The following is a 25333-nucleotide window of genomic DNA, read 5'->3' as shown; positions in this document are numbered from 1 at the left end:
CCGAACAGAGTAGTTAAGCCCGCCTGCGCAGATGGTACTGCAGTTATGTGGGAGAGTATGTCGTCGCCTTTCTTTTTAAAATCCTCATCATTATTTGATGAGGATTTTTTTTTGTTTTAAAAAACTTTGTTTTTGCTGATTTGTTGGGATCAACACGAAAACCTGTGGATTTGGAAAATTAAGCATAAATATTAGTTAGCCTAAAAGGAAAAACTCAACATTTCTGACTCCTCTGAATTTTAATCTAAATGCTTTTATTTTTGCATTGAAAGATTCTGCCGAAGCATTAGTGCTTATGTTATCAAAATAATTTAAAATGGTTTGATAATGATTTATTATTGTTCTTGATATTGTATTTAATTTGCTGTAACTAAAATATTCTCACTCTAAATTTCTAACTCCTCTAAATTGGGATCTAAAAAGTATTTTTGCACATTTTGCTGCTAATTTAGAGGCAAAACCAATTCGTCTATTTCCACCAATTACAATAACCACTTGTTTTCTAAATTATTGATTATTCAATTATTATTGTTAATTTTTAGTAAACTTATTTTAATGCGATTAATAAAAAAGCAACGATATATCGTTGACATTCAATTATAAAATATTTTAAATTTAAATACATAATTATTAATACCTTCGTAGAGCATATTAAATTCTTAAGAAAATGCTCTCAAAGCACTACAGAATAATTCTGTTTCTCCTTGTATATGGTTTACATTTGGAGAAGTAAATGCATTGGCTAATTTTAACAGCATAATGCAGGACGGAATAGCGGAAAAAAAAATCTCCGTTCTCAAAAATGATTTAGATCAAGAATTAGCTTACAACGAACAGCAAGTAAAAAAAGCAGAGGAATTGCTTATTAGATTACCTGAAAGCATAGAGAAAGTCAAAATTTTATTAAAAGTAAGTGACTGGTATGAAGCTTCTTATAACAACCCTAAAACATTGCAAAAGGCAATTCAATATGCTGAGGAAGCCCTTCTTATAAGCCAGACCCTTCATTCTAATATTTATTCTGGTAAATGTTATCTACAACTTTCGATGGTGCAAGAATTAAGGAATAACAATTCAATGATAGAAGTCAACGCCAGAAAAGCAATAGAAAAATTAACTAAAACAAATCAAACAAATGATTTGGGAGAAGCATGGGTAATGGTCTGGTCAGCTAAAATGCGTACTAATGCGCCAATAGCAGAGAGATTAGATCCAATTTTTATAGCAGCATCTATATTTGAAAAGTCAAGAAATAATAAAAGAAGTGGTGACTGCTACAAAGAAATCAGCGAATTGTATTTTTCAATCTCAGATTTTCACAACTCGTTAAATTTTCTAAAAAAAGCTATATTTTTTTATAAAGCAGCCAATCTTAAAGAAAGTGATATTTATCCTATTTCTTCCAGACTGAATATTATTTATGAAACAGAAAAGAAAAGCATGGATATTATCAAACTTAAAAATAAAACCTTGTTGCAGCAAAGCAAACTTAAAAACGAGGTCTTTTTACGTAATTCCATGGTAACTTTTGTTTTGCTTTTACTTATAATTCTTGGATTACTTTATAAAAGTTTTGTATTTAAGAAGAAAACAAACAAGGTACTGGAAAAACAACAAAATGAAATCAATAAAAAAAATAGTATACTCCAAAAGCTAGTCGTTGAAAAAGAATGGCTTTTGCGGGAAATTCATCACAGAGTAAAAAATAATCTGCACATGGTTGTAGGGCTACTAGCAAGTCAGTCCGAATTTTTAAAAAATGAAGAGGCTGTTGAGGCGATTAACAGTAGTCAGAACAGAATTCATGCCATGTCTTTAATTCATCAGAAACTATATCAATCAGAAAATTTATCAATAATTGATATGCCGTCCTACATATTTGAATTAGCTGAGTATTTAAAAGATTCATTTGAAATTAGAAAATCAATTAGATTTGTAATGGATATCGACAGCTTTAATCTTCCTTTGTCTCATTCAATACCAATAGGCCTGATTTTTAACGAAGCCGTTACAAATGCTATTAAATATGCTTTTCCAGATCATAAAAACGGAGTAATTACTATTTCTCTTAAAACAAATGATAATAAAAATTATGCTTTAATCATTCAGGACAATGGTATTGGACTTCTAGATGATTTTGATCCTTATAACAGCCCTTCATTAGGCATAAAACTAATGTCTGGTCTTTCTGATGACATTAGAGGGAAGTTTCAAATCCTTAGTGAAAATGGTACAAAAATAACTTTGGAATTCACTATTAACGAAAGTAATCTTCATTAATTTAATTCTTTAAAATGGCAAAACCACTAAAAATACTCGTTGTTGAAGATCAGTTTGTTGAGGCAAATCATTTGCGGCTTATGCTTAAAAAAGCAGGACATTCTGTTATGGGAATGGCACGGTCAGTTCAAGATGCCAAATATTATATTGCACAGGAAAAACCGGAATTAGTATTATTAGATGTTTTTCTTTCAGGAAAGCAGACCGGTATTGATCTTGCTGAAATACTTAGAGAAGATAATATTCCATTTATTTATCTCTCTGCCAATTCTAATGAAGATGTGCTAAGCAAAGCTAAACTGACCCATCCTCAAGGTTTTTTGGTAAAACCATTTAGAGAAAAAGATTTATTAGTAGCCATTGAAATTGCCGAATATCATCAGCAGCATGGAATAGAATCTTCTATAAGAAAAGAGCTTTTATTTCAGAAACAATTAAAAGCTATAATCACAAAAAGTGGCACTTGGGATGACAGGGTTCTTAATATTATTACCGCCTTGCAGTCTCTCATCTCCTTTGATCTTGTAATGGCTGTTTTTTATATGGAAAATAAATTATCCAGCAGAGTTTTGGGTTATGCAAGGACCGGATTACACGAATACCAACGCATAGGAATTGAAGAATTACAAAATATTACGGCCTTAAAACAGTCTGAAATTACTGATTTACGAAACAAAAGTAAGGTCGAGACCGAAGCCACATTTTATAATGGTTCAGATTTTATAAAAATATGCGATAAAACTCCTATCAAAAAGATGATTGCGACTTCCATGAATATGAAATCCAATCTCATGCTGCCTGTTCCTTTATCAATCAGTGAAAATGGCGGGTTATATTTATCTTTTTTTAGCAGACAGGAAGACAATTATAACAAAAATCATTTAACGCTTTGCGAAAGGCTTCAAGAACCCTTAATTTTTGCCATTGAAAATTTGATTAGTCATGATAAGAAATTAGACAATAAAAATACTTCTGCCGAAAATTCTGTCAATAGTAAAAACATAAAAAATTCAGGCTTTGAATCAATCGTGGGAAAAAGCCCGGTGCTGCTCAAAATATTTGATCACATTTTGCAAGTTGCTACTGCTGATACAACGGTTTTAATTACCGGAGAAAGTGGTACAGGAAAAGAAAGTATTGCCCATAGTATTAAAGAGCTTTCAAATAGAAAAAATCAGCCTTTTATTAAAATTAATTGTTCTGCACTGCCTCCAAGCCTTGTAGAATCGGAGTTATTCGGGCATGAAAAAGGATCGTTTACCGGAGCGGCAGAAAGACGAATTGGAAAATTTGAACAAGCAGATAATGGTACCTTATTTCTCGACGAAATTGGTGATATGCCATTAGAAATGCAGGCAAAACTGCTGCGGGCAATCCAGGAAAAAGAAATTGAACGTGTTGGAGGAAATGTCTCAATAAAAGTAAATGTTAGAATTATTGCAGCTACCAATTGTAATCTCGAAAAAGAAGTTGCCGATGGTCGTTTCAGACTTGATTTGTATTACAGGTTAAATGTATTTCCTATTCAGTTGCCGCCATTACGGGAGCGTAAAGAAGATATTGGTCTTCTTGCACGTCATTTTATTGCTGTCTATAGTTCTAAAACGGGAAAAAATGTAACCGAAATAGCAGAAAGCGCTTTAAAAAGCCTTTTAGCATACCAATGGCCCGGGAATATTCGTGAACTCGAGAATCTTATTGAAAGAAGTATTCTTTTAGCAAAAACAGATACCATTGAACATATCCCGCTTCCGGCTTTCGACGAAGTTAAAATAAATAACAAGTCAAATGAATGGTACTTTAAAACCATTCAGGAAAATGAAAGAGAACATATTATAAACGTTTTAGAAAAATGCAACGGAAGAATTAGAGGAACAGGCGGAGCATCAGAGATATTAGGACTTCCGCCAACAACACTGGCTTCTAGAATGCAGAAATTAGGCATAAAGCGAAGTCATTTCTAAGTTGTTTTTTATATTGTTGATTATCAGTTGAATGATGCTTCTAAAAACGATATTAAGTTGCTTTATTTTCGTTATACGACGAAATATAGTTGTAGTAAATTTTTATTTTAAAATATAAGTATTTGCAAATCAGTTAATTACTGAAAAGGTTCGGTTTTAGTTTACATTTTGGCATAACATTAAAATATGTATTATGCTGACTGAAAACCCTACTACAATACTTTTTATTACAGGCGCATTTGTAAGCAATAATTGCTGGGACGAATGGATCGTTTTTTTTGAAAGTAAAGGCTTTAAAACTCTTGCTCCTGCGTGGCCTTACAAAGATGCACCCGCAGCTGTTTTACGCGATCGCCATCCGGATTCTCAGATTGCAGGTCTGCGATTAACGCAATTAATCGAATACTTTGATGATGTTGCCAAAAGCCTTCCCCAAAAAACTATTATTATCGGTCACTCTATTGGCGGACTTATAGCGCAGATACTTTTACAACGTAATTTGGCATCAGCCGCAATTGCCATACATTCGGTTCCACCCCAAGGAATTATAACTTTTAAATTTTCATTTTTAAAAGCCGGCTGGGGACCGCTTGGCTTTTTTACTTCTGCAAAAAAAACTTTCTTAATGAGTTTTAGCCAGTGGCAGTATGCGTTTACTAACGGAATGCCCGAAGAATGGCAGGAAAAAGCGTATTTCGAATCGGTTATTCCGGAGTCTAAATTAATTGTCCGCGATACTATTACTTCAGTCGCAAAGGTTGATTTTGAGGCTGCTCACAATCCCTTACTATTAATTGCAGGATCAACGGATCATACTATTCCGGAATCGCTCAATTATTCTAACTATAAAAAATATACTAATAAAAATTCTATCACGGATTTCAGGGTTTTTCCCGACAGAAATCATTTTGTTTTAAACCAACCCGGCTGGCAGGAAATTGCAGTTTATATACAAGAATGGATCGCAAAACTGCCCGCATAAAAATTATAATGACCAATTTATTTAATAACCAATTTAAAATTTTAATTATGAAAACGAATTTATTAAACACCAAAAACAAAGTAGTCCAGCTTTTAACCTTCGGACTTTTACTATTGATTTTAATTTCCTGTAATAAAAAAACAGAAGAAACTCCGGTAACAGAAACAAAACCCGCTGAGGCAACCGAAACGGCTCAGGCAGAACCTGCAAATCCGCCTGCGAATTTTAAACATGCCACTGCATTGGTCAACGGCGTAAACATTCATTATGTCATTGGTGGTAAAGGCGATCCGCTTGTATTAGTACACGGATTTGGACAAAACTGGTACATGTGGAATCGCTTACTACCGGAATTATCGAAACATTTTACAGTAATCGCGCCTGATTTAAGAGGCGTTGGCGAATCTGACAAACCTGAAGGTGGTTATGATAAAAAAACAATGGCAACAGATATTCACGAACTGGTAAAAAAATTAGGATACAACTCAGTCAATCTTGCCGGTCACGATATTGGGCTTATGGTAGCTTATGCCTATGCAGCGCAATATGGCAGTGAAGTCAAAAAATTAGCCCTGATGGATGCTCTTCTTCCGGGTATTGAACCGGTTTGGTCACAAGTTTCGGCTTCAGCGTGGTGGTTTGGCTTTTTTGCATGGCCCGCTTCAGGAGATATTGTAAAAGGAAAAGAAAAAGAATTCTTGACCAATTTCTGGCCAATGGTAGGACATGTAAAAGATCCTTTTACAGCAGAAGAAACAGCTGAATTTGTGAGAGCTTACGCTGTTAAAGATGCTGCAAAATCAAGTTTTAAATGGTTTGGGAATTTTCCGCAGGACGGAAAAGACAATCTGGTTTTTGCAAAAACAAAACTTAAAATGCCTTTACTGGCAATGGGTGGAGAATATTTTGCGGCAGCTTTCCTAAAAGAACATTCTAAATTAGTTGCCGAAAATGTAACCGAATCAAAAATTGCAGGTTCAGGACACTGGCTGGTTCAGGAAAATACAGCTCAGGTACAAAAAGATTTGCTGGCTTTTTTCCTTGCAAAATAAAGTAACAGAAACAGACCAACTAAATCTGAAAGAATGAAACAACTATTTGTATTACTATTATTTTTCTTTGGTCTGTTGGTACAGTCTCAGGAAAAAGCGGATCTGATTATCTACAACGGAAAAATTGCAACCATGCAAAAAGCCGGCGAATTTGTTCAGGCTCTTGCGGTAAAAGACGGCATTATTCTGGCAACCGGAACTTCAAAAAATATTTTAGAAAGTTATAAAACAACAGCAACTAAAAGTATTGATGCAAAAGGCAAAACAATAGTTCCGGGTTTAAACGACAGTCATATTCACGTGATTCGCGAAGGACTGAATTACAACTCAGAATTGCGTTGGGATGGCGTAAAAACTTTAAAAAGAGCGATGGAAATGCTTAAAGAACAAGCAGCCAGAACACCACCCGGAGTTTGGATTAAAGTGATTGGAGGATGGAATGAATTTGGTTTTGAAGAAAAAAGACAGCCCACGATTGACGAAATAAATGCTGCAGTCCCTGACAAACCTGTCTTTATAACCTATCTATATGGTAAAGCATTTTTGAACAAAAAAGGAATCGAAGTTTTAGGTTATACCAAAGATACCCACTACGAAGGCAGCGTTCTGGAACAAGACAAAAACGGAAATTTAACCGGATTAATGTTTGCAAAAGAAACGCCAAAAGCCATTTACACCACATTGGGATTAACTACAAAACTGACTCCCGAAGAAAGAATCAACAGTTCGCTTCAGTTTAATCGTGAACTCAACCGATTTGGATTAACATCGGTGATTGATGCAGCGGGCGGATCACAAAACTTTCCGGCAGATTATGTGACTTCGATGGAATTGGCCAAACAAGGTAAACTGAACTTGAGGATTTCCTATTATCTCTTTGCCCAGCAAAAAGGGAGAGAACTTCAGGATTATGAAAAGTGGGTTGCCGAAACTGTTGTTAATAAAAATGATAATCTTTTAGTCGCAAACGGTTACACCGAAGAAGGTGCCGGAGAAAATATTGTGGCCTCAGCAGCAGATTTTGAAAACTTTCTCGAACCAAGAATTGTCCTTTCTGATGAAATGGAAAAAGATCTGGAACCCATTATTCGTTTGCTTGTAAAAAACAAATGGCCGTTTCGATTGCATGCTACTTACGGCGAATCAATTGACAGAATGCTGAATGTTTTTGAAAAAGTAAACAAGGAAATTCCATTTAACGGATTGCGCTGGTTTTTTGATCATGCCGAAACCATTACACCTCAGGAATTGGAAAGAGTGAAAGCGCTAAATGGCGGAATCGCAGTTCAATTCAGAATGTATTTTCAGGGCGAGTTGTATGAAAAAATGTATGGCGCTCCAAAAACACAATTGCCTCCCATCAAAAAAATGTTAGCAATGGGAATTCCTGTCGGGATGGGAACGGATGCTACCCGAATCTCGACCTACAATCCGTGGATGGCGTTGCATTGGCTCATTACAGGAAAAACTTTAGGTGGATTGCAGTTTTGGCCAAAAGATCAGGTTTTGGATAAATTCACAGCACTTCAATTATATACTTCGGGAAGCGCTTGGTTTTCGGGCGAAGAAAAAGAAAAAGGAAAATTGATAAAAGGAATGTATGCTGATTTATCAATTTTATCAGAGGATTATTTTACAATTTCAGATGATAAAGTTCGAAATATAGAATCGGATTTAACGATTGTAAACGGTAAAATTGTTTACGGCGCTAGAGATTTTAAATCACTTGATCCTGAAGTTGCTCCGGTAATTCCGGATTGGTCGCCAGTGAAATACTTTGGTGGCTATACTAAAAAGCTTTAATCATAAATAAATCCATTCGATATAATTCTTAAAAAAATATTTAACACATAGAGACATAGATTTTATGATTTGTAAAAGGAAGTTAAAAAGAAACTAGTTTCTCACACATAGCTATGTTTTAAAAATAGCCAAAGATTAAAGGATTAAATAGATTAAAAAAATCTGCTTAATATGCGTGAAAACTTTCTAATAGTTTAAAAATCAGCATTCAAATAGGTGTTAAAATTAATTACTCGAAAAGATTTAATTAATAAAATATATAAAATTCAGATCATGAAAATTAAAAAAATAATTTCAGCATTAGCGGTCATCATATGTTGCATGTTCTCCAATACAATAGTATATGCACAATTTCCAATGCCGGATCACGTACCCATTTGGGATGCTAACAAAGTGACTTTAAAATTGCATAAAATTTCAGACAATGTATATGCAGTCTCGCCAAGTACAACCGAAACCGAAACTACAAAAGGTATTGCACAGGCAACTTCGGCAGGATTTATTGTAGGCGACAAAGGCGTTTTGCTTATTGAAACCATGCTAAGCAAAGGACTTTATGACCAGCTTTATAAATTGATACGGTCTGTTACGCCAAAACCTATTGTTTATGCGATAAATACGAGCGATCACGGCGATCACTGTTTTGGAAATTACCTGCTTCCAAAAGAAACCATTGTGATTCAAAACGAATTCTGCAAAGAAAACCTTTCTAAAAACTACGATAATATCAAACAGTTTATGATTATGCTTTTTGGCAAAGGCAGAGGAATTGAAGAAAGTGTTTACCGTCCTGCAGACATTACAATAGCCATCAACCAAACCATGAAAGTTGATATGGGAAAAGGCAATATTGTTGAGATAATGAATGTTGGAACCGCACAATCTCCCGCTGATCTTTTTGTATATCTCAAATCACCTTCGGGAAATGTATTATGGGCAGGAAATCCTTTTATTGCCGAAAGCCCAACTATTCCGTGGTTGTTTGACGGGTATTTTTTAGAGCCGGTTCAGAACCTGAACAAAATCTACAACATGATTTCTGATAAGGATATCGTAGTTCCGGGACACGGACGCATTACCAATAAAGCCGGAATTAAATATACCATCGATTATGTGACCGCTTTGCAGACCAATGTCGAAAATGCCGTAAAAAAAGGATTCACATTAGAAGAAACCATAGCTGCTGTAACGATGAAAGAATTTGATAAAGGATACGAACTTTTTAACTGGCTTCATTTTAATTTCAATGTGCCGAATGCGTACAAGGATATTAAGCAAAATGGCCCTAAGTAGTTAAAAATAAACCCTTAGGTGTAATTATTTATTTTTAACACATACAAACATAGTATTATTGAACTCAAAAAAGCCGTTTCACTTGCATTAACAAACATAACTATGTGTTAAGAAACGAGTTTCTTTTTTGCGCTCTTTTTTTAAAATTAAATCTATGTTTCTATGTGTTTAAATATGTTCAACAACCTGATAATAATTTAAAATTGAAACATGAAAAACAAGATCCTATTATTGGTTTTATTGCTTTCATTTTATGGTTTTGCACAGCAGTATCCGGAGTTTAAATCACTTCGGTTTGATGAGAATTACAGTGTTCTGGAAAATGATACCGTGACTAATAATTGGTACAAAACAATGAAATTCCTGCCTCTTTCTTCTTCAAAAAAAACATATATCAGTTTTGGAGGCGATATACGGTTTCAATACTTCTATGCTAAAAATGAAAATTGGGGCGACGGTCCGCAGGATAACGATGGTTATGTTTTAGGAAGATATTTGTTTCATGCCGATTTTCATGCCGGAAAGTATTTTAGAACTTTTGTTCAGTTACAAAGCAGTACGGCTGACGGAAGAATTGATCCGAGTCCTGTGGAGCAAAATCCGCTAGAAGTACATCAGGCTTTTGTTGATTTGAATATAATAAATGAAGGAAGTAAAAGGCTGATTTTTAGAGCAGGCCGGCAGGAACTTACTTACGGATCGCAGCGCTTAGTCGCAGTTAGAGAAGGGCCAAATAACAGACAATCTTTTGATGGGGTAAAAGCGATGATAGCAAAACAAGATTTTACAGCCGATTTATTTTACAGTCATTATGTGGTTGCGCACGATGGTATTTTTGATGATGCATCAAATAAAGACAGGCAGCTATGGGGAAGTTATCTGGTTTTTAATAAAATACCGTTCATAAAAAATATTGATGTTTATTATTTGGGCTATCAAAGAGCAAATGCCGCATTTAATGATGCCGAGGGAAAAGAAAAACGACATTCGGTAGGAACGCGTATTTGGGAAAAAACAGGGAACTGGCGTTATGATGGCGAAGCGGTTTACCAGTTTGGTGATGTAGCCGAAAAAAATATCAATGCGTGGACGGCTTCTATTAATGCAGGATATCGTTTTAACGAGGTAAAGTTTCGTCCGGAATTTGGCTTTAAAGCCGAAGTAATTAGCGGAGACAAAAATATAGGCGATAACAGTTTGCAGACTTTCAATCCGCTTTTTCCAAGAGGTGCTTATTTTGGATTGGCTTCAGTAATAGGACCTTCGAATTTAATAGATTTTCATCCTTCACTAAGTTTTGAAATCGCCAAAAACATCGATTGGATTATTGATTATGATATGTTTTGGAGATACAGCCGCAACGATGGCATTTATGCGCCAAATACAACGCTGATTTATCCCGGAGATACAACAACAGAAAAGAAAATTGGAAATCAGCTTGAAAGTGAAATCGTCTGGGAACCCAATCAATATTTGTATTTCAGGCTCGAAGCAACCTGGTTTCAGGCCGAAGATTACATCAAAGCATCGGGAACAGGAAAAAATATATTTTTTACAGGAATTACAATGCAGCTTCACTTTTAAGTTTCAAAGTAAAATAAACGAAAAATTTAAAAAGATAATTATGGAAACAGTAATGCAATTAAAAATGAAAACTTTAAGATTAATAGCAATATTGTTGTTATTCAGTTTTTCAACACAGGCACAGGTATATTCTGATGTAGAAATCAATACCAAACAAACTGTAGATAAATTCTTTGGATATGTTGGCGCCAAAAATCCCGAAAAAATTGCCTCGATGGTGTCAGAAAATGTCGACTGGTACATTTTCGAATCAAAATATATGCCGTGGACAGGACACCGTTCTAAGCGGGAAGAAATTTCAGAATTATTCAAAACCCTGTTTAGTTATTTTATTGATGGAAGCGAAAAACTGGAAGCCCAATCTTTTTTATTGCGTGGAAACGAAGTAGCGGTATTTGGAACTGTAGAGCGAACGGTAAAGAAAACGGGCAAACATTTCAAGATGCCTTTGGCAATGCATATTACAGTGGAAAATAATCTGATAACCAAATTTTCCTTGTACGAAGAAACATTAATTATAGAAAAAGCACTGAAATAAAATAAGAATAAGATGAAGGACAGAAGAACATTTATTAAAGAGGCAGGTCTGGCGGGTCTGGCTGGCTTGCTGCCTGTAAACATATTGTCAGCAAGTGATCTCGAAATAGACAAAGCATTCAAAAATTCAAATCCGAATGCGAAGTGGGCTGACGGATCGCGTTTGGTTGTATCTGTATCTATGCAGTTTGAAGCTGGTGGTCAGCCGGTAAATGCAGAGAGTCCATTTCCGCAAAACATGCAAAAAGGATTTATTGATCTTCCTGGTGATAGTTGGTACCAGTACGGGTACAAAGAAGGAATTCCAAGAATGCTGGACAATTGGGATAAACTCGGAATAAAAGTTACCTCCCATATGGTAGGATCAGCGGCATTAAAAAATCCGGATCTTGCCAAAGAAATTGTAGCGAGAGGACATGAAGCTGCCGCTCATGGAATGGATTGGGCAACGCAATATTCTATGCCCTATGAAACTGAAAAAAAAATCATCAAAGATGGAGCAGATGCTATTAAAAAAGTAACTGGTTTTGAACCTGTTGGCTATAATGCAAATTGGTTAAGACGTGGTACAAATACTCTGGAAATTTTACAGGAACTTGGTTTTAAGTATCATATTGACGACTTAAGCCGTGACGAGCCATTTTTATTAAAGGTAAAAGGAAAAGATTTTGCAGTTGTTCCATACACAATTCGCTGCAACGATATTGTTTTGATCGAAGGAAAAAATTTTAGTGCAGATCAGTTTGTGCGTCAGGTTATACTGGAATTTGATCAGCTTTATAAAGAATCTGAAAAAAAGCGCAGGCAGATGTCAATAAGCTTTCATGATCGTATTGGAGGTACTCCACAAATGGTTGCCGCAACTACAGAAATTATTAGCTATATCCAAAAACACAAAGGAGTTAGTTTTAAACGTAAAGACGAAATTGCCCGAATGGCTTATGAAGATAAGAGCATCATACGAGAATAATTCAGATTATTATTTTGTAAAGTAAATAATTAAGAAAATGAGTTATAAATTTTAAAATAAACAGATATGAAAAATGAAAATAAAACATGGTTTATTACAGGAACTTCACAAGGAATAGGTCTTGTTTTGGTGAAGCAACTATTGGTACAAGGATTTAATGTAGTTGCTACTGCCCGAAACAAAGAAACGCTTAAAACGGCAGTTGGCAATACATCTGATCAGTTCTTGCCTTTGCAGGTGAATTTAATTGATGAAGAAAGTGTAAAAAAAGCAGTAAGTATTGCTATAGAACACTTTGGTTCAATAGATTTTGTTGTTAATAACGCCGGTTACGGTTTAATTGGAGGAATAGAAGAAAGCTCTGATGCGGAAGTTCGTTCCAATTTTGATGTAAATGTATTTGGTTTATTGAATGTTACCAGAGCTGTTTTACCTCATATGAGAGCTGCGAAATCGGGTCATATTATCAATCTTTCGTCTGTTTTTGGATTAATTGCGGGAGCAGGCTGGGGAATTTACTGTGGAACTAAATTTGCCGTTGAAGGTATTTCTGAAGCACTTGCGCAAGAGGTAAAACCTTTCGGGATTAATGTTACTCTTATTGAACCGGGTTATGTGCGTACAAATTTTTTAAATAGCTCATCTTTAATTGCTTCGAAAAATCCTATTGAAGAGTATACCAGTATTCGTGAAGGTGTAAATGCGCATCAAAACGATATTCCTGGTAAACAATTGGGCGATCCGGAAAAAGTAGCTGATTTAATTATAAAAGTTACTCAAAATCCCGAGCCGCCGCTTCGTTTACTAACAGGTTCAGATGCTTATGGTTTTGCGAATTATAAAATTGATTCGCTAAAAACTGAAATTGAGGCTAATAAAGAACTTACTTTTTCAACAGACTTCGCATCTGCATCGTAATTCATTGCTTACCCGTTGGGGTGTAATTATTTTTAAACACATAGTCGCGATAGCTATCGGGAATATGTGTTTAATTGAAGTTTTATTAGTTACACCCAACGGGTGTACTTACTATATTTTTAATTAAAACGCTAATTTCAAAAAAGCAATTAGAATTGGTGTTTTTCGCATCGTGAAATAAGAAATGCTATTTTGTTATTTCTAATAAAAACTGTTAAATATTCTTATCAGTGCTTATCCCAATCTCTCATAATACTCAACTTTGCGCTTAATTTTAATAATTCATAATACATGGCATCTATTGTAACTCTCTTTTTATCAGTTATTTGAGTAATTTAACTGGATTAATTTAGTTTAAAAGCTACCTTAGTTCTAAAACGTTATGCTGAATTAACACATTAACAATAAATGAAGGCTTATAATTCTGAGTTTTATAAGTAGTAATTCTAACAAAAACTTTAGAATTAAAAACTGAATTCGTATATTGTTCTGCTAAAATTAACTCTAGCAAGAATATCATTCTTAAAATCTGCCTTCAAAGGTTTTTCAGTTCATTTTAATAGAAATAGTCCAGATTATGAAAAATTCATTAATGCTCTTCATTGCATTCTTAGCTTTTACTGCGTGTTCAAAACATCAGGAAAAAAAAAATATCGCTATCACCGGAATAGATTCTACATTGCGACCTGGTAATGATTTTTTTAAATATGTAAATGGCAAATGGTATGATTCTGTAGCAATACCTCCATCTCAAGCGGGAGTTGGTGCCTATATGTTTATGAATTATCCGCAACGAATGCGCCTGCAGGGAATATTGGACAGTATTTCGCAAAGAAAAAATTCAAAAGGAAGTATAGCCCAAAAGGTAGGAGATTTTTATGCATCAGGTATGGATACGGTAACAATTGATAAACGCGGTTATACACCTATCAAGCCCCTGCTTGCCAAAATTGAAGCCATTAACGATTTACCGTCCTTAATGAATTTTGTAGTTAATGAAGTAAAAGTAGGCAATTCCTCTATTATAGGTTTTGGAGTGTCACCCGATGATAAAAACAGCAGTATGAACATTGCCCAAATCTATCAAACAGGTATCGGTTTGCCTGACAGGGACTATTATTTCAAATCAGATTCATCAACTGTTGCTATACAGGAATCGTACAAAAAATACCTTGCTACATTATTTCAACAAACCGGCAGCAATGCAAAAGAGGCTAAAAAGAATGCTAATTTGGTTTACGATATTGATAAACAACTCGCCGTTTCGCATAAAACAAAAGTTGAACTTAGGGATGTTCAGGCAAATTATAATAAAATGACTGTGACAGATCTTATAAAAAAACATCCCAATATAGACTGGAATACTTTTTTAAATAATTTAGATGCTCAAACCGATTTCATTAATGTAGGCCAACCTGCCTATTATGATGCCCTTAATAAGCTTTTAAAAACCATTCCCATTAATAATTGGAAAATTTATCTTAAAGCAAATTCTCTAGAAAGATATGCAGATGATTTAAGTAAACCTTTTGTAGATGCATCATTTGAGTATACCAAAGTGCTTTCTGGTCAAGCTATTCAAAAATCACGTGGCGAAAAAATGGCTAATATTGTTGATAATTACTTAGGCGAAGCGTTGGGTCAATTGTATGTGAAGAAATATTTTTCACAAGATGCTAAGAAACGTATGTTAGTCCTCGTGAATAATTTGCAAAAAGCGTATGCCAAAAGAATTGATAAATTGGAATGGATGAGTCAAAGTACCAAACAAAAAGCTAAAGAAAAATTGTTTGCCATGACCAAGAAAATAGGATATCCAGACAAATGGAAAGACTATAGTAATGTACATATAGCCAGAGAGACCTATTTTGAAAATATGGTTTCGGCCGCTACAACAGCTTATCAATTTCAATTGGCAAAATTGGGCAAACCGGTCGATAAATCAGAATGGTATACTACAGTTCCAACAGTTACGGCATATAATAATCCTTCTGCAAATGAAATTGTTTTTCCTGCTGGTATTCTACAGCCCCCATATTTTGATAATAATGCAGATGATGCACTTAACTATGGAGGCATAGGTATGGTTATAGGTCACGAAATCACCCATACATTTGATGATCAAGGTGCTCAATATGATAAGGATGGCAACTTAAAAAACTGGTGGACAAAAGAGGATTATGCAAAGTTTAAGTCAAGAATACAACAGGTTGTTAATTTGTACAGTACCTATACCGTTTTAGGCGATCTACACGTTAATGGCGCAATGACAGTAGGCGAAAATACAGCAGATATTGCGGGAATAGCAGTTGCCTATGATGCTTTTAAAATGACTAAAGAAGGGCAAGGCAATACAAAAATTGACGGTTTTACCCCAGACCAGCGCTTTTTTATATCCATAGCTAAAATATGGAGAGTAAAAATGAAAGACGAGTTCCTGCGTTTGTGGATTAACAACAATCCACATTCTCCACCAAATTGGCGTGTTAATGGTCCTTTAATGAATACTACACCTTTTTACGAAGCATTTAATGTACAACCAGGCGATAAAATGTTTTTGCCAAAGAAAGACAGAATTACAATTTGGTAATATTGCTAAAAAATCAATAGAGTTTCGCAAAGAAGGATAGTAGTTGAAGCTATCTCAAAATCAGCAATTATTCGTAATAAAATCAGTAGATGCCGTTTCTACATAGCCTGTTAATAATACTTTAGCAATGTTAGGTAAAGTAATTTTATGATTCTTCATGGAGTAAATTATTATGGATTTAGAGGCATTTACTGTACCTGAAATTTTGTTCCAGTTGGAATTCAATGCAAAATCAACAGGTCTTATCAAACTGAGTTTTTATTTTTACAAAAAGCGATGTGTGACGATTCTGCCTCAAATTTCAAATATCGATTCGTTAAGCATTTTTTAATAAAAACACATTTAACTTGTTTAAATTAACTAAGTAGCTTATAATTTATTCAAAATAAAAAATAAAATTTATATTACATAACTAAAAAAACTTGTTTAATCGCATGAAACGAAATTGAAGAAAAATGCAAATTAAATTTTTGTGGCAAATAATGTATCAACGTAATATTTCCATGGTTAATTTTAAAACAATTGAGAGATAAAGATTGAGTTAAGTGAAGTGAAAGAATCTTATTTTAATAAGTAAAAAGTAAATAAATTAAAAAACTGGAGGGTTAATAAGAGATTTTTTTCGAAACTACCCTTATTTTTTGTTGGGATATAAACCTGTAATACTAAGCCCGGCAATAATCTGGTCAATAAGTTCTTCGGATAGTAATATTGTCGCTAACATATTTCTAATTTGTGTCGACGTTTCAGGTTCTAGTTTTAAGAGTTTTATCAATTGTTTTTTGGCTGGAATTTGTTGATTTAAATAAGAGAGTGTAGTAGCTTTTAGTAAGGGATCCCAAAATGTTTCTTCTGCTTCAATTTTGTTTGCCCAATAATTGGCACTTGCATAATCTTTTTTATGCAAATAATAAAAACAAAAACCGCAATTAATCCACCAGGGATAATAAGGATTGAGTTTTATAGCTTTCTCCATTATTAAAAAACCTTCTTCAAAATAACCGGCGCAAATAACCATTAAAGAAGCACCAGAAACTAAAACAGAACAATTTTGATTTAGTTTAATACATTCTTTCGCAGTATTGTAACAAGCTTCTTTATCTTTTTTAAAGAGATAATAAAGTGTTAGCGTATGCCAGCCCTGTTGACAAAGTGGATCAATTTTCAAAGATTTCATACAACATTGATAGCCTTCCTCGACAGGTCTTTTTATCTCTTTTATTGCTAATCCAACGCCATTGAGATATAATTCGCCCAACATTGCCCAGGAAACAGCATTCTCGGGATTTTTTTTCACCGCTAATCGCAAAGTAAAAAGAGCCAATTTATAATTATCCACAGAATAAGATCTTTGATATTGATAGTAGTTATGAATACCTTTCCATACCGCTATGTTTTTAGATACTTTAGAAGGGGATGCTTTTGTCATTTCCTGAAAAATATAACCGTAATAACCTCCAATAGCGCAAATAACAGTTTGTATAATTTCATCCTGCATATCAAATAAATCCATTAGAATTTCTTTTTCTATAGATTTGGTCATCATTACTTCGCCCGTAGCTGTAATTAAAAGATTGACCCGAACACGTATTTTTCTTTCGTTATGACGAATACTTCCACTTATTATGTAGTCAGCGCCAACGAGCCTGCCTGCTTCTAAAAAATTTTGTTTTATTCTCATTATCATTTCTGAAGAATAATATCCTATCACTGTAATATCCTGAAATCTTGAAAGTTCAGCGGTAAGTTCTTCATTTATTCCCGTAGCAAACAAATCAATATCAGTCCTGTCTGAGCTTGTTTTAAAAGGAAATATAGCAACAATAGGATTTGGATTTTCGTTTGGTAAAAAAGCAGAATCTAAAATAGTATTTTTTATTTTTTCAACTTCTTTAAATTCAGGAACATACCCTCCTTTTGGCATGGAAATAACAAGAGTATCATTAATACCATCAGTTAAATAATATTCATTAAGTATTCTTCTTAATCTTCCGGCATGAATTCGCACTACGGCATTATTATAAGAATTAAAATTAGGATTTCTGTCTAATACATTAATTGCAATTGTATATTCTTTAATGAATTGCTCTCTTTTACTAATAGTTTCAGAAACAATATAGTTCAGGAATTTGGTAATAGTGGGAGAATTTTTAAGCGCAGGAAAATTTAAGACCTGTTTTAGTTCCAGACAAATTTCTGCTTCAGAAAATACTATTGTTGTATTCATTCCTTCATGGTGAATTATGACAAGGATTTGTAATTGATTTTTCTTATAAAAATCATCTAAATGTAGTCTTTTTTAACAATGTAATAATCATGTCTATAATTTATTTTTAATTATAACTATTTGATTTAACGGTTAATAACGTTAAACGGGTAATTTTAGGCCTTTATTTGTATAGTTTTACTTCACAAAATATTAACATTTCTAATTCCCTCATTTTACTACTTTCTGATGAATGAATTATAATCATTTAATTAAATAATTATTTAACCTGTTAAAACTGATTATGGTTATACCAGAAGCTTTAAATACTGAAAAATTCGCTGAACATAAAGATTCAATTAGAATTTTATATTTAGCCGATGATGATTTTAGGATCATGTGTAATGATTATTGTACCAGTAAGATATACATAGAGAAATGCAAAGAAAAAATTCAGGAGAATGCAGAATATAAAGTAGAGTACGAACATCTTTTTACTGAATTAGAAAAAGAAATATTGAGATATATAAAAAACAATGAAATCTGAAAAGTCAATTCTAAGATCATCAAATTTAATCCTGTGAGCGTAAAAAACACTTATTAATACTACTTCTGCTTTCCGGCGTGTATTCTTTGGACAAGTTTATCTGGATAAAATAGTTATGCTAAGGGCTGAATATGTTTTTTGGGCAGCCGGGAGCAGTTCCTGACAGGATTACAGTATCGTTTTGGAATTTAATCAGAAGCAAAAAAGTAAATGAATTTTAACTAAACGTCAAACTAATGAAAATAAAATATTCAATACTGATAGTCTTACTGAGTTTTTCTTCATTACAGCTGATGGCACAGGAGTTTTTGGTTAAGCAAGGATGGTCGTATTATGTCGAGCCATATGTCATGTTTCCTAATATGAGTGGAAAAACAGCACTTGGAAATTTGCCTGAAATGGATGTGGATGTAAAGTCAAATCAGATTTTTGATAATTTACAATTTGGGGCGATGTTATATTTTGAAGCTTCAAACGAAAAATGGAGCTTAAATTCTGATCTTCTCTATATGGACATCGGACAAGCCGTAAAAGGCAACGCTTTGATTAGCAGTGGTGACTTAACAGCAAAACAGTTAGGTTGGGAATTGGCTGGTTTATATAAAGTCAAACCATGGCTGGAAGTAGGTGTTGGTGGACTTTTAAATTCTATTAAGCTAGAGCTTGATATTAATCGAAATAATATTGGCGGAGGGACAACTAATATTAAAAAAGAAACAACGAAAACGTGGATTGATCCAATGCTGATTGCCGTTTTTAAAAATACGCCAGGTAAAAAGTTTATTTATACTGTTCGAGGAGAAATAGGCGGATTTGGAATAGGTTCACAATTTGCCTGGCAGATGCAAGCTTATGCAGGATATCGATTTTCAAAATTATTCGAGATTAAGGGAGGTTATCGTATAATATCCTTAGACTATGACACAGGAAACGGAGCTGATTACTTTTTATATAATGTAGATACATCTGGTCCGGTGATAAAATTTGGGTTTCATTTTTAAAAAAGTATTTAAAACTATTCTTGCTAAATGAGGAATCATACTATGTGAAAAATATCAAATAATTTAAGAAATCAAACAAATCATGAAATACATTTTATTAATTTTTACTTTACTGGTGGTAATATCGGTAAAAGCACAAGACGCAGGATCTATAACTCTAAACTTATATGGAGGTTATACTTTTTCTGATAAAGTCGAATATAACAATTCTTACGGTTATGTAGAAGAAGGCTTTGAATACGGTGCAGGTATTGAATATTTTTTGTCAGAGAATAATTCTGCTGAATTGAAATACCAAAGACTCGACACCAAATTGCCTTTATATGCAAGTAATAAAACCCAAGTTAACACAGGAGATGATAAAGGTGCAATTAATTATATTTTAATGGATTATGCACATTATTTTGGAGGCAATACCCAAAAAGCTTTACCATATCTGGGAGCAGGAGCTGGAATTGCAATTCTTGAAACACCACAAAGCGGCAGCGGGACCTATTTTGCTTGGGAAATTAAAGGAGGCGTAAAAATCAAAACCAACTCGGCAGTTTCCATCAACCTGAATGCTTATCTGCAATCCATGGCGGCAGCTGTAGGGAACAGCTATTATTGGACTTATATTGGTATTGTTGGCGTAACAGATTATGTTTCTACTTAACAATTTGGACTTGGTGCCGTATTGAGTTTCAATTTTAAAAATTAAACAAATTATCAATATAACCCTTAAAAATAAAATCATGAAAAAATTACTTATCCTTTTAGTCCTGACTTTATCAGTGAGTTTAAATGCGCAATCTTCTTCTAAAGATGAACTCGCTATTATTCAAAGTTCTTACGGAAAATCAAAAACAGATCTGGTTAATGTCTATATGGCTTTAAGTCCGGCACAGACAAAGGCTTTTCAGCCTGTTTACGACAGTTATGAAGCCGAACGTAAAGTTCTGGGCCAGAAAAAAATTCAGATTATTGATGAATATGCAGCTAAATATGCAACCTTGACTGATGCAGATGCGGATCAATTAACAAAAGCAAACCTTAAAAATAATCTTGAAGTAGAGAAACTTTATGACAAGACATATGAAAAGGCTAAAAAAGTTATTGGAGCGACTAATGCAGCCAAGTTTATACAGTTAGAAATTTATCTTCAAACTACAATAAGAGGTGAAATTCAGGACTCAATACCATTTATTGATGAAATAGACAAGACTAAGTTGAATTAAACATACAAAAAGTGATGGCTTATAGAAAGCTGTCACTTTTTATTCTCAAAATTCATAAAGTAATTGAATTCCAGTGATTGTAGAAATAATATGGAAGGGAAAGTGACGAGTTGGGATTTTTTAGTTTATATAAAGCTATTGAAAATTTGCATCTAAGTCTTTTTTATCCAGGATTATACTTTAATGTCGAGGTACAGAAAGAAAAAAGACAAGGCTACTTTAAATGGGTTTACCAAGAGTCCGTTAATAACTGCTTCATATGCATTTGGAAAAAAGAAACCATTTTAAGGTAGGGAGAATTTTTAATTATAAGATTTATTATATACTTCTGATAATTGGCAATAGTCAGATACACGCACAAACCGATAAACTCAATCAGTTTTGGAACGAATATGACTTTACAAAAGATTTGAGCCAAAAATGGGTATTACAACTTGATGCAGGTTATGTAACAAGCAGTACTCCGGAAAACAGCGATATTTTTCACAATATAACGCAGTTTTATATAAGAGGCTGGGCACATTATTATCCTTCGGAAAGATGGAAAGTCTCTGTCTTTTACGCCTATTATTCAAATCAAAATGTACCGGAACTCAATCAAAGAAAAGCTCCTGAATTTAGAACAGCGTTTCAGGCAACTTACAATCTGGTAAAGTCTCCGCAAATTAAAGTAAATCTCAGGGGGCGAATTGAAGACAGGCATATTGAGAATGATGATCATTATTTAGAAGCTGTAGAAAGATTTAGGCTTCAGATTAAAGCAGTCTGCCCAATCACAACTCTTGGAATGAAGTCAAAAGCCATTTACCTTTTTGCTTCAGATGAACTTTTTTTTAAAACTAAAAGCCTTGTAAGTGGTCCGGATTTATTTGATAGAAACAGGGCCAGTTTAGGTATAGGGTTTGCAATGATGGAAAATATACAAATTGAAGCGGCTTATGCCAATGAAATTATGCCCCGAGAACCTACCAATAAAATGGTAAATGCCATTCAGCTTAAAGCAATCTTTAATAATTTTTTACCAACGATTATAAAATCATTTGAACGCAAAAAGAATGCAGTAGATCAGGGCGAAGGCAACCTTTAAACATCCTTCTTATAATTTTTTAATACTGAAAACATGAAAAACTTCATTTTTACAACAGCAGTTTTTGTAATGAGTTTATTAAGTCTGCCTATTTACGCGCAAGAAAATTCAGAACCAAAAGCACTGGGATTGCCAGGAGATAATCTGGATCTTTACGCTGTATTGCATCTCTTTCAGAAATCAAAAACGATAGAAGATTTTGAAGCTTCCTTAAATTCCGAAAAACAAGGAATAAATAATCTCGATTTGGATAATGATAAAAAAATCGATTTTATCAAAGTAGTAACCAAAAAAGAAAAAGATTCATACACCTTTATACTTCAGGATGCGGTTAGTAAAACTGAAACACAGGATTTAGCCGTAATTCTGGTAGCAAAAGATACTAATAAAAAAGTTACCCTACAGATAGTAGGCGACGAAGCATTATACGGAAAAAATTATATAGTAGAACCAGCGGCAACAGCAACAGCAGCTGCTACTCTAAATCCGGCGTATGTAGGCACTAATCCGGTTGCTGCGTCGCCACAAGTGGTCGTAGTTGAATCAAGTCCGGTAATTGTGTATTTGTATTCTCCGGTTTATGTGCCGTACAATCCGCCTTATTATTATGGATTTTATCCGCCGTATTTTCATCCATGGGCGCCTATTTATTTCAGTATGTATTATAATAATGTGTACCATCATCATGCTTATTATCAAAACACACTTATTATTCACAGCCCTAATTATGCTCATTATTCCAGTTCATACCGAAGCACTTCTGTAACGGTAAACCAATATAATAAAAGTGGGAATTATAAAGGAACTTATCAGGGAAATAATTATCAAAAGCCAACAACTTTGCCTTCAAATGCATCGTCGCTTCCATCAAACGCTAATAGAACCACCAGTACGCAAACGAATAATCGTGCAACAAATACAACATCCCTTCCTGCGAATGCAAGCAAAGCTAATGCTCCACAGGCGGTTAATCGTCAACAAAGTACTAATATACAATCTGCCAAAGCAGGTGCATCAGGTAAAAGAAGGCGATGAGAAAAATTTTCGCTTAAATTAAAATGAGTACTTAAATTATGAACGAAACAAATCAAAAAAATGAAAAAAACACAAATTTTAGCGCTTTTATTTATTACAGTTTCTTTTATTGCTCAAGGGCAGCAATCAAAAAAGAATAATTCAAAAAACCCAGGTAAACCCAACATTATTGTCATCGTGGCTGATGATGTCGGAATCTGGAATATAAGCGCTTATCACAGAGGTATGATGGGAGGCCGTACTCCAAATATTGATCTCATTGCAAGTGAAGGGGCATTGTTTACTGATTATTACGGACAGCAATCCTGCACAGCAGGGCGTGCTGCACTTATTCTTGGGCAATCACCCTTTAGAACCGGGCTATTAAAAGTAGGTCTGCCTGGTGCAAAACAAGGCGTTCAAGTTGGAGATCCCACTATTGCAGATTTGCTTAAAACGCAGGGTTATGCAACAGCTCAAGTTGGTAAAAATCATTTGGGTGACCGAAATGAATTTTTGCCAACCGTGCACGGTTTTGATGAGTTCTTTGGAAATCTATATCATCTAAATTCTGAAGAGGAACCTGAAGATCCTGATTATCCTAAAGACCCTGCTTTCCATGCTAAATTTGGGCCACGCGGGGTATTAGACTGTAAGGCTGTTGAAAAAGATGATCCAACAGTTGATCCTCGTTTTGGAAAAGTAGGGAAACAGACAATTAAAGATACCGGACCTTTGACTAAGAAACGTATGGAAACTGCAGAGGAAGAACTGCTGCCGCGTTCGCTTGATTTTATAGATCGATCAGTAAAAGCGAATAAACCATTTTTTCTATGGCACAACACTACAAGAATGCATGTCTGGACACATCTTTCGCCAAAGTGGGCAAATAAAAGTGGTTTTGGTCTCTTTGCAGACGGTATGATGGAACTTGACTATAATGTTGGCGAAATTCTCAAGAAACTTGATGATCTGGGCATTGCAGAAAATACGATTTTAGTTTTTACCAGTGATAACGGAGCCGAAATGTTTTCTTGGCCTGATGGAGGGATGGTTCCTTTTAAAGGAGAAAAAGGGACAACGTTTGAAGGAGGTTTTAGAGTTCCATGTGTAGTAAGATGGCCAGGTACAATTAAACCTAATACTATTGTCAATGAGATTATGTCTCATGAAGACTGGATGCCCACTTTTTTGGCAGCTGCTGGTAAACCTAATGTTAAAGAAGAATTATTGACGGGATTTAAAGCTGGTGATAAAACCTTTAAGAATCACTTAGACGGTTATAACTTTCTCCCTTATTTTAAGGGTCAGGAGAAAGAAAGTCCTCGCAAGGAAATATTCTATTTTGATGACAACGGAAACCTTAATGCGCTTCGTTATGAGAACTGGAAGATAGAATTTAATTGGATAGATGGTAATCTTTTCACTGGTAAGCGTACTGGTATGAATGTACCGTTGGTGGTTAATTTGCGTCAGGATCCTTTTGAGAAAGCTCCATTCGAATCTGATATGTACAGAAGATGGGCGGCAGAGAAACTCTGGACATTAGTTCCCGCGCAGGTGATTGCAGGTCAGTTTGTACAATCGTTTAAGGATTACCCGCCAAGCCAAAAGAGTGGAAGTATGAACTTAGATGTAATTATGCAGCTGCTTTCTAATGGAGCCTCAGGAGGGGGTAAGTAATTGCGGCAACTAAAGTCTACAAGAAACGAAATATATACTTATTATTCTATTAAATTATTTCTCTCTAAAAGTTTAATCAATAAGAAATAATCTGGAAATTAAAAAAGTAAAATTATAAACAGCTTGAGTTCTAATTACTCAGGCCGTTTATAAAATTAAACATTATGCATATATATAATTACCTCTGTTTCTATTTTTTCTTACTTCATTTAATAAAGCAGAAAATTGTAAAGTTTTTAATAGCTGAGAAAGTATTTCAGTTACAGTAAATTAAGTCTTTCAATACAATATCAAGAACAATAATGATCATTATCAAACCATATTGAACTATTTTGATAACAGAAGTACAATCTCTCGCGCAATTATAAATTATTATCAGACCATATTGAATTATTTTGACAACAGAAGGACCAACGCTTTGGCAGAATCTTTCAATGCAAAAATAAAAGTATTATATCAAAATTTAGGGGCGTTTTTGCGGATCAGGTGCAAAAGTTGGGGATTAAGCAAAAAGATTAGATAATCTGAATAAGAAGAAATCTACATTTCTAACTCCTCTAAATTGAGATCTAAATGCTTTAATTTTCGCATTAAAAGATTCTGCA

Annotated in this window: 21 protein-coding genes and 1 rRNA gene; 20 read left to right on the top strand and 2 right to left on the bottom strand. The window is 34.3% G+C overall.

The window, feature by feature from the left end; translation table 11 throughout:
• Nucleotides 1-72: ribosomal RNA gene (gene rrf / locus KHA90_RS25950) — 5S ribosomal RNA — on the top strand; the annotation flags it as partial.
• Nucleotides 73-195: 123 nt separating this feature from the next.
• On the opposite strand, the gene KHA90_RS25565 is transcribed toward rrf, so the two are convergent.
• Nucleotides 196-318 carry a transposase gene (locus KHA90_RS25565; protein ID WP_317197422.1) on the bottom strand — a complete coding sequence of 41 codons (123 nt, stop codon included), beginning with the start codon at nt 316-318 and terminating at the stop codon, nt 196-198.
• Nucleotides 319-759: 441 nt separating this feature from the next.
• Here KHA90_RS25565 and KHA90_RS23690 point away from each other — a divergent pair, with 441 nt between their 5' ends.
• The 11 genes from KHA90_RS23690 to KHA90_RS23640 all read left to right on the top strand — a co-directional run bounded on the left by KHA90_RS23690 (nt 760) and on the right by KHA90_RS23640 (nt 15973).
• Nucleotides 760-2280: a sensor histidine kinase gene (locus KHA90_RS23690; protein WP_213307741.1), complete on the top strand. Its 1521-nt coding sequence runs from the start codon at nt 760-762 to the stop codon at nt 2278-2280.
• A gap of 14 nt (nt 2281-2294) precedes the next feature.
• The gene (locus KHA90_RS23685; protein ID WP_213307739.1) at nt 2295-4244 is read left to right on the top strand and encodes a sigma 54-interacting response regulator; all 1950 of its coding nucleotides are present in this window, start codon (nt 2295-2297) and stop codon (nt 4242-4244) included.
• Nucleotides 4245-4437: 193 nt separating this feature from the next.
• A complete protein-coding gene (locus KHA90_RS23680) occupies nt 4438-5226 on the top strand; it encodes an alpha/beta hydrolase (protein WP_213307732.1) in 789 nt (262 codons plus the stop codon).
• A gap of 47 nt (nt 5227-5273) precedes the next feature.
• Nucleotides 5274-6278, top strand: a complete 1005-nt coding sequence (locus KHA90_RS23675) for an alpha/beta fold hydrolase (protein WP_213307730.1) — start codon at nt 5274-5276, stop codon at nt 6276-6278.
• Nucleotides 6279-6311: 33 nt separating this feature from the next.
• Nucleotides 6312-8081, top strand: a complete 1770-nt coding sequence (locus tag KHA90_RS23670) for an amidohydrolase (protein ID WP_213307728.1) — start codon at nt 6312-6314, stop codon at nt 8079-8081.
• A gap of 273 nt (nt 8082-8354) precedes the next feature.
• On the top strand, nt 8355-9374 hold the full coding sequence (locus KHA90_RS23665) for an MBL fold metallo-hydrolase (RefSeq protein ID WP_213307726.1): 1020 nt from the start codon (nt 8355-8357) through the stop codon (nt 9372-9374).
• Nucleotides 9375-9584: 210 nt separating this feature from the next.
• Nucleotides 9585-10958: an alginate export family protein gene (locus tag KHA90_RS23660; protein WP_213307724.1), complete on the top strand. Its 1374-nt coding sequence runs from the start codon at nt 9585-9587 to the stop codon at nt 10956-10958.
• Between the two features lie 40 nt (nt 10959-10998).
• Nucleotides 10999-11496 carry a nuclear transport factor 2 family protein gene (locus KHA90_RS23655; RefSeq protein WP_213307722.1) on the top strand — a complete coding sequence of 166 codons (498 nt, stop codon included), beginning with the start codon at nt 10999-11001 and terminating at the stop codon, nt 11494-11496.
• A 12-nt stretch (nt 11497-11508) separates the two neighbouring features.
• Nucleotides 11509-12465 (top strand): polysaccharide deacetylase family protein, encoded by a 957-nt coding sequence (locus KHA90_RS23650; RefSeq protein WP_213307720.1) that lies wholly within the window; start codon nt 11509-11511, stop codon nt 12463-12465.
• A gap of 66 nt (nt 12466-12531) precedes the next feature.
• Nucleotides 12532-13383, top strand: coding sequence for an oxidoreductase (locus KHA90_RS23645; protein ID WP_213307711.1), 852 nt, complete (start codon nt 12532-12534; stop codon nt 13381-13383).
• 577 nt (nt 13384-13960) lie between these two features.
• Nucleotides 13961-15973: a M13 family metallopeptidase gene (locus KHA90_RS23640; RefSeq protein WP_213307703.1), complete on the top strand. Its 2013-nt coding sequence runs from the start codon at nt 13961-13963 to the stop codon at nt 15971-15973.
• A gap of 634 nt (nt 15974-16607) precedes the next feature.
• Here the strand turns inward: KHA90_RS23640 and KHA90_RS23635 are convergent.
• The gene (locus tag KHA90_RS23635; RefSeq protein ID WP_213307701.1) at nt 16608-18200 is read right to left on the bottom strand and encodes a tetratricopeptide repeat protein; all 1593 of its coding nucleotides are present in this window, start codon (nt 18198-18200) and stop codon (nt 16608-16610) included.
• Nucleotides 18201-18483: 283 nt separating this feature from the next.
• Here KHA90_RS23635 and KHA90_RS23630 point away from each other — a divergent pair, with 283 nt between their 5' ends.
• From KHA90_RS23630 to KHA90_RS25560, 8 genes are all read left to right on the top strand, one after another.
• Nucleotides 18484-18726, top strand: coding sequence for a hypothetical protein (locus tag KHA90_RS23630; protein WP_213307699.1), 243 nt, complete (start codon nt 18484-18486; stop codon nt 18724-18726).
• 236 nt (nt 18727-18962) lie between these two features.
• Entirely contained in the window at nt 18963-19727 is a 765-nt protein-coding gene (locus KHA90_RS23625) for a hypothetical protein (RefSeq protein WP_213307697.1), read from the top strand.
• Between the two features lie 82 nt (nt 19728-19809).
• On the top strand, nt 19810-20382 hold the full coding sequence (locus KHA90_RS23620; protein ID WP_213307695.1) for an OmpA family protein: 573 nt from the start codon (nt 19810-19812) through the stop codon (nt 20380-20382).
• A 79-nt stretch (nt 20383-20461) separates the two neighbouring features.
• Nucleotides 20462-20944 carry a hypothetical protein gene (locus KHA90_RS23615; RefSeq protein WP_213307693.1) on the top strand — a complete coding sequence of 161 codons (483 nt, stop codon included), beginning with the start codon at nt 20462-20464 and terminating at the stop codon, nt 20942-20944.
• A gap of 259 nt (nt 20945-21203) precedes the next feature.
• Nucleotides 21204-22031: a DUF2490 domain-containing protein gene (locus KHA90_RS23610; protein ID WP_213307691.1), complete on the top strand. Its 828-nt coding sequence runs from the start codon at nt 21204-21206 to the stop codon at nt 22029-22031.
• Nucleotides 22032-22064: 33 nt separating this feature from the next.
• Nucleotides 22065-23066 carry a hypothetical protein gene (locus KHA90_RS23605; RefSeq protein WP_213307689.1) on the top strand — a complete coding sequence of 334 codons (1002 nt, stop codon included), beginning with the start codon at nt 22065-22067 and terminating at the stop codon, nt 23064-23066.
• 60 nt (nt 23067-23126) lie between these two features.
• Nucleotides 23127-24728, top strand: a complete 1602-nt coding sequence (locus KHA90_RS23600; RefSeq protein ID WP_213307688.1) for an arylsulfatase — start codon at nt 23127-23129, stop codon at nt 24726-24728.
• A gap of 322 nt (nt 24729-25050) precedes the next feature.
• On the top strand, nt 25051-25251 hold the full coding sequence (locus KHA90_RS25560) for a transposase (RefSeq protein WP_262899377.1): 201 nt from the start codon (nt 25051-25053) through the stop codon (nt 25249-25251).
• Nucleotides 25252-25333 lie beyond the last annotated feature (82 nt).

This window comes from Flavobacterium psychroterrae (assembly GCF_018380615.1).
GTDB lineage: Bacteria > Bacteroidota > Bacteroidia > Flavobacteriales > Flavobacteriaceae > Flavobacterium > Flavobacterium psychroterrae.
The sequence above is the reverse complement of the archived record's forward strand: the minus strand, read 5'-3'. Positions and strand labels throughout refer to the sequence as shown.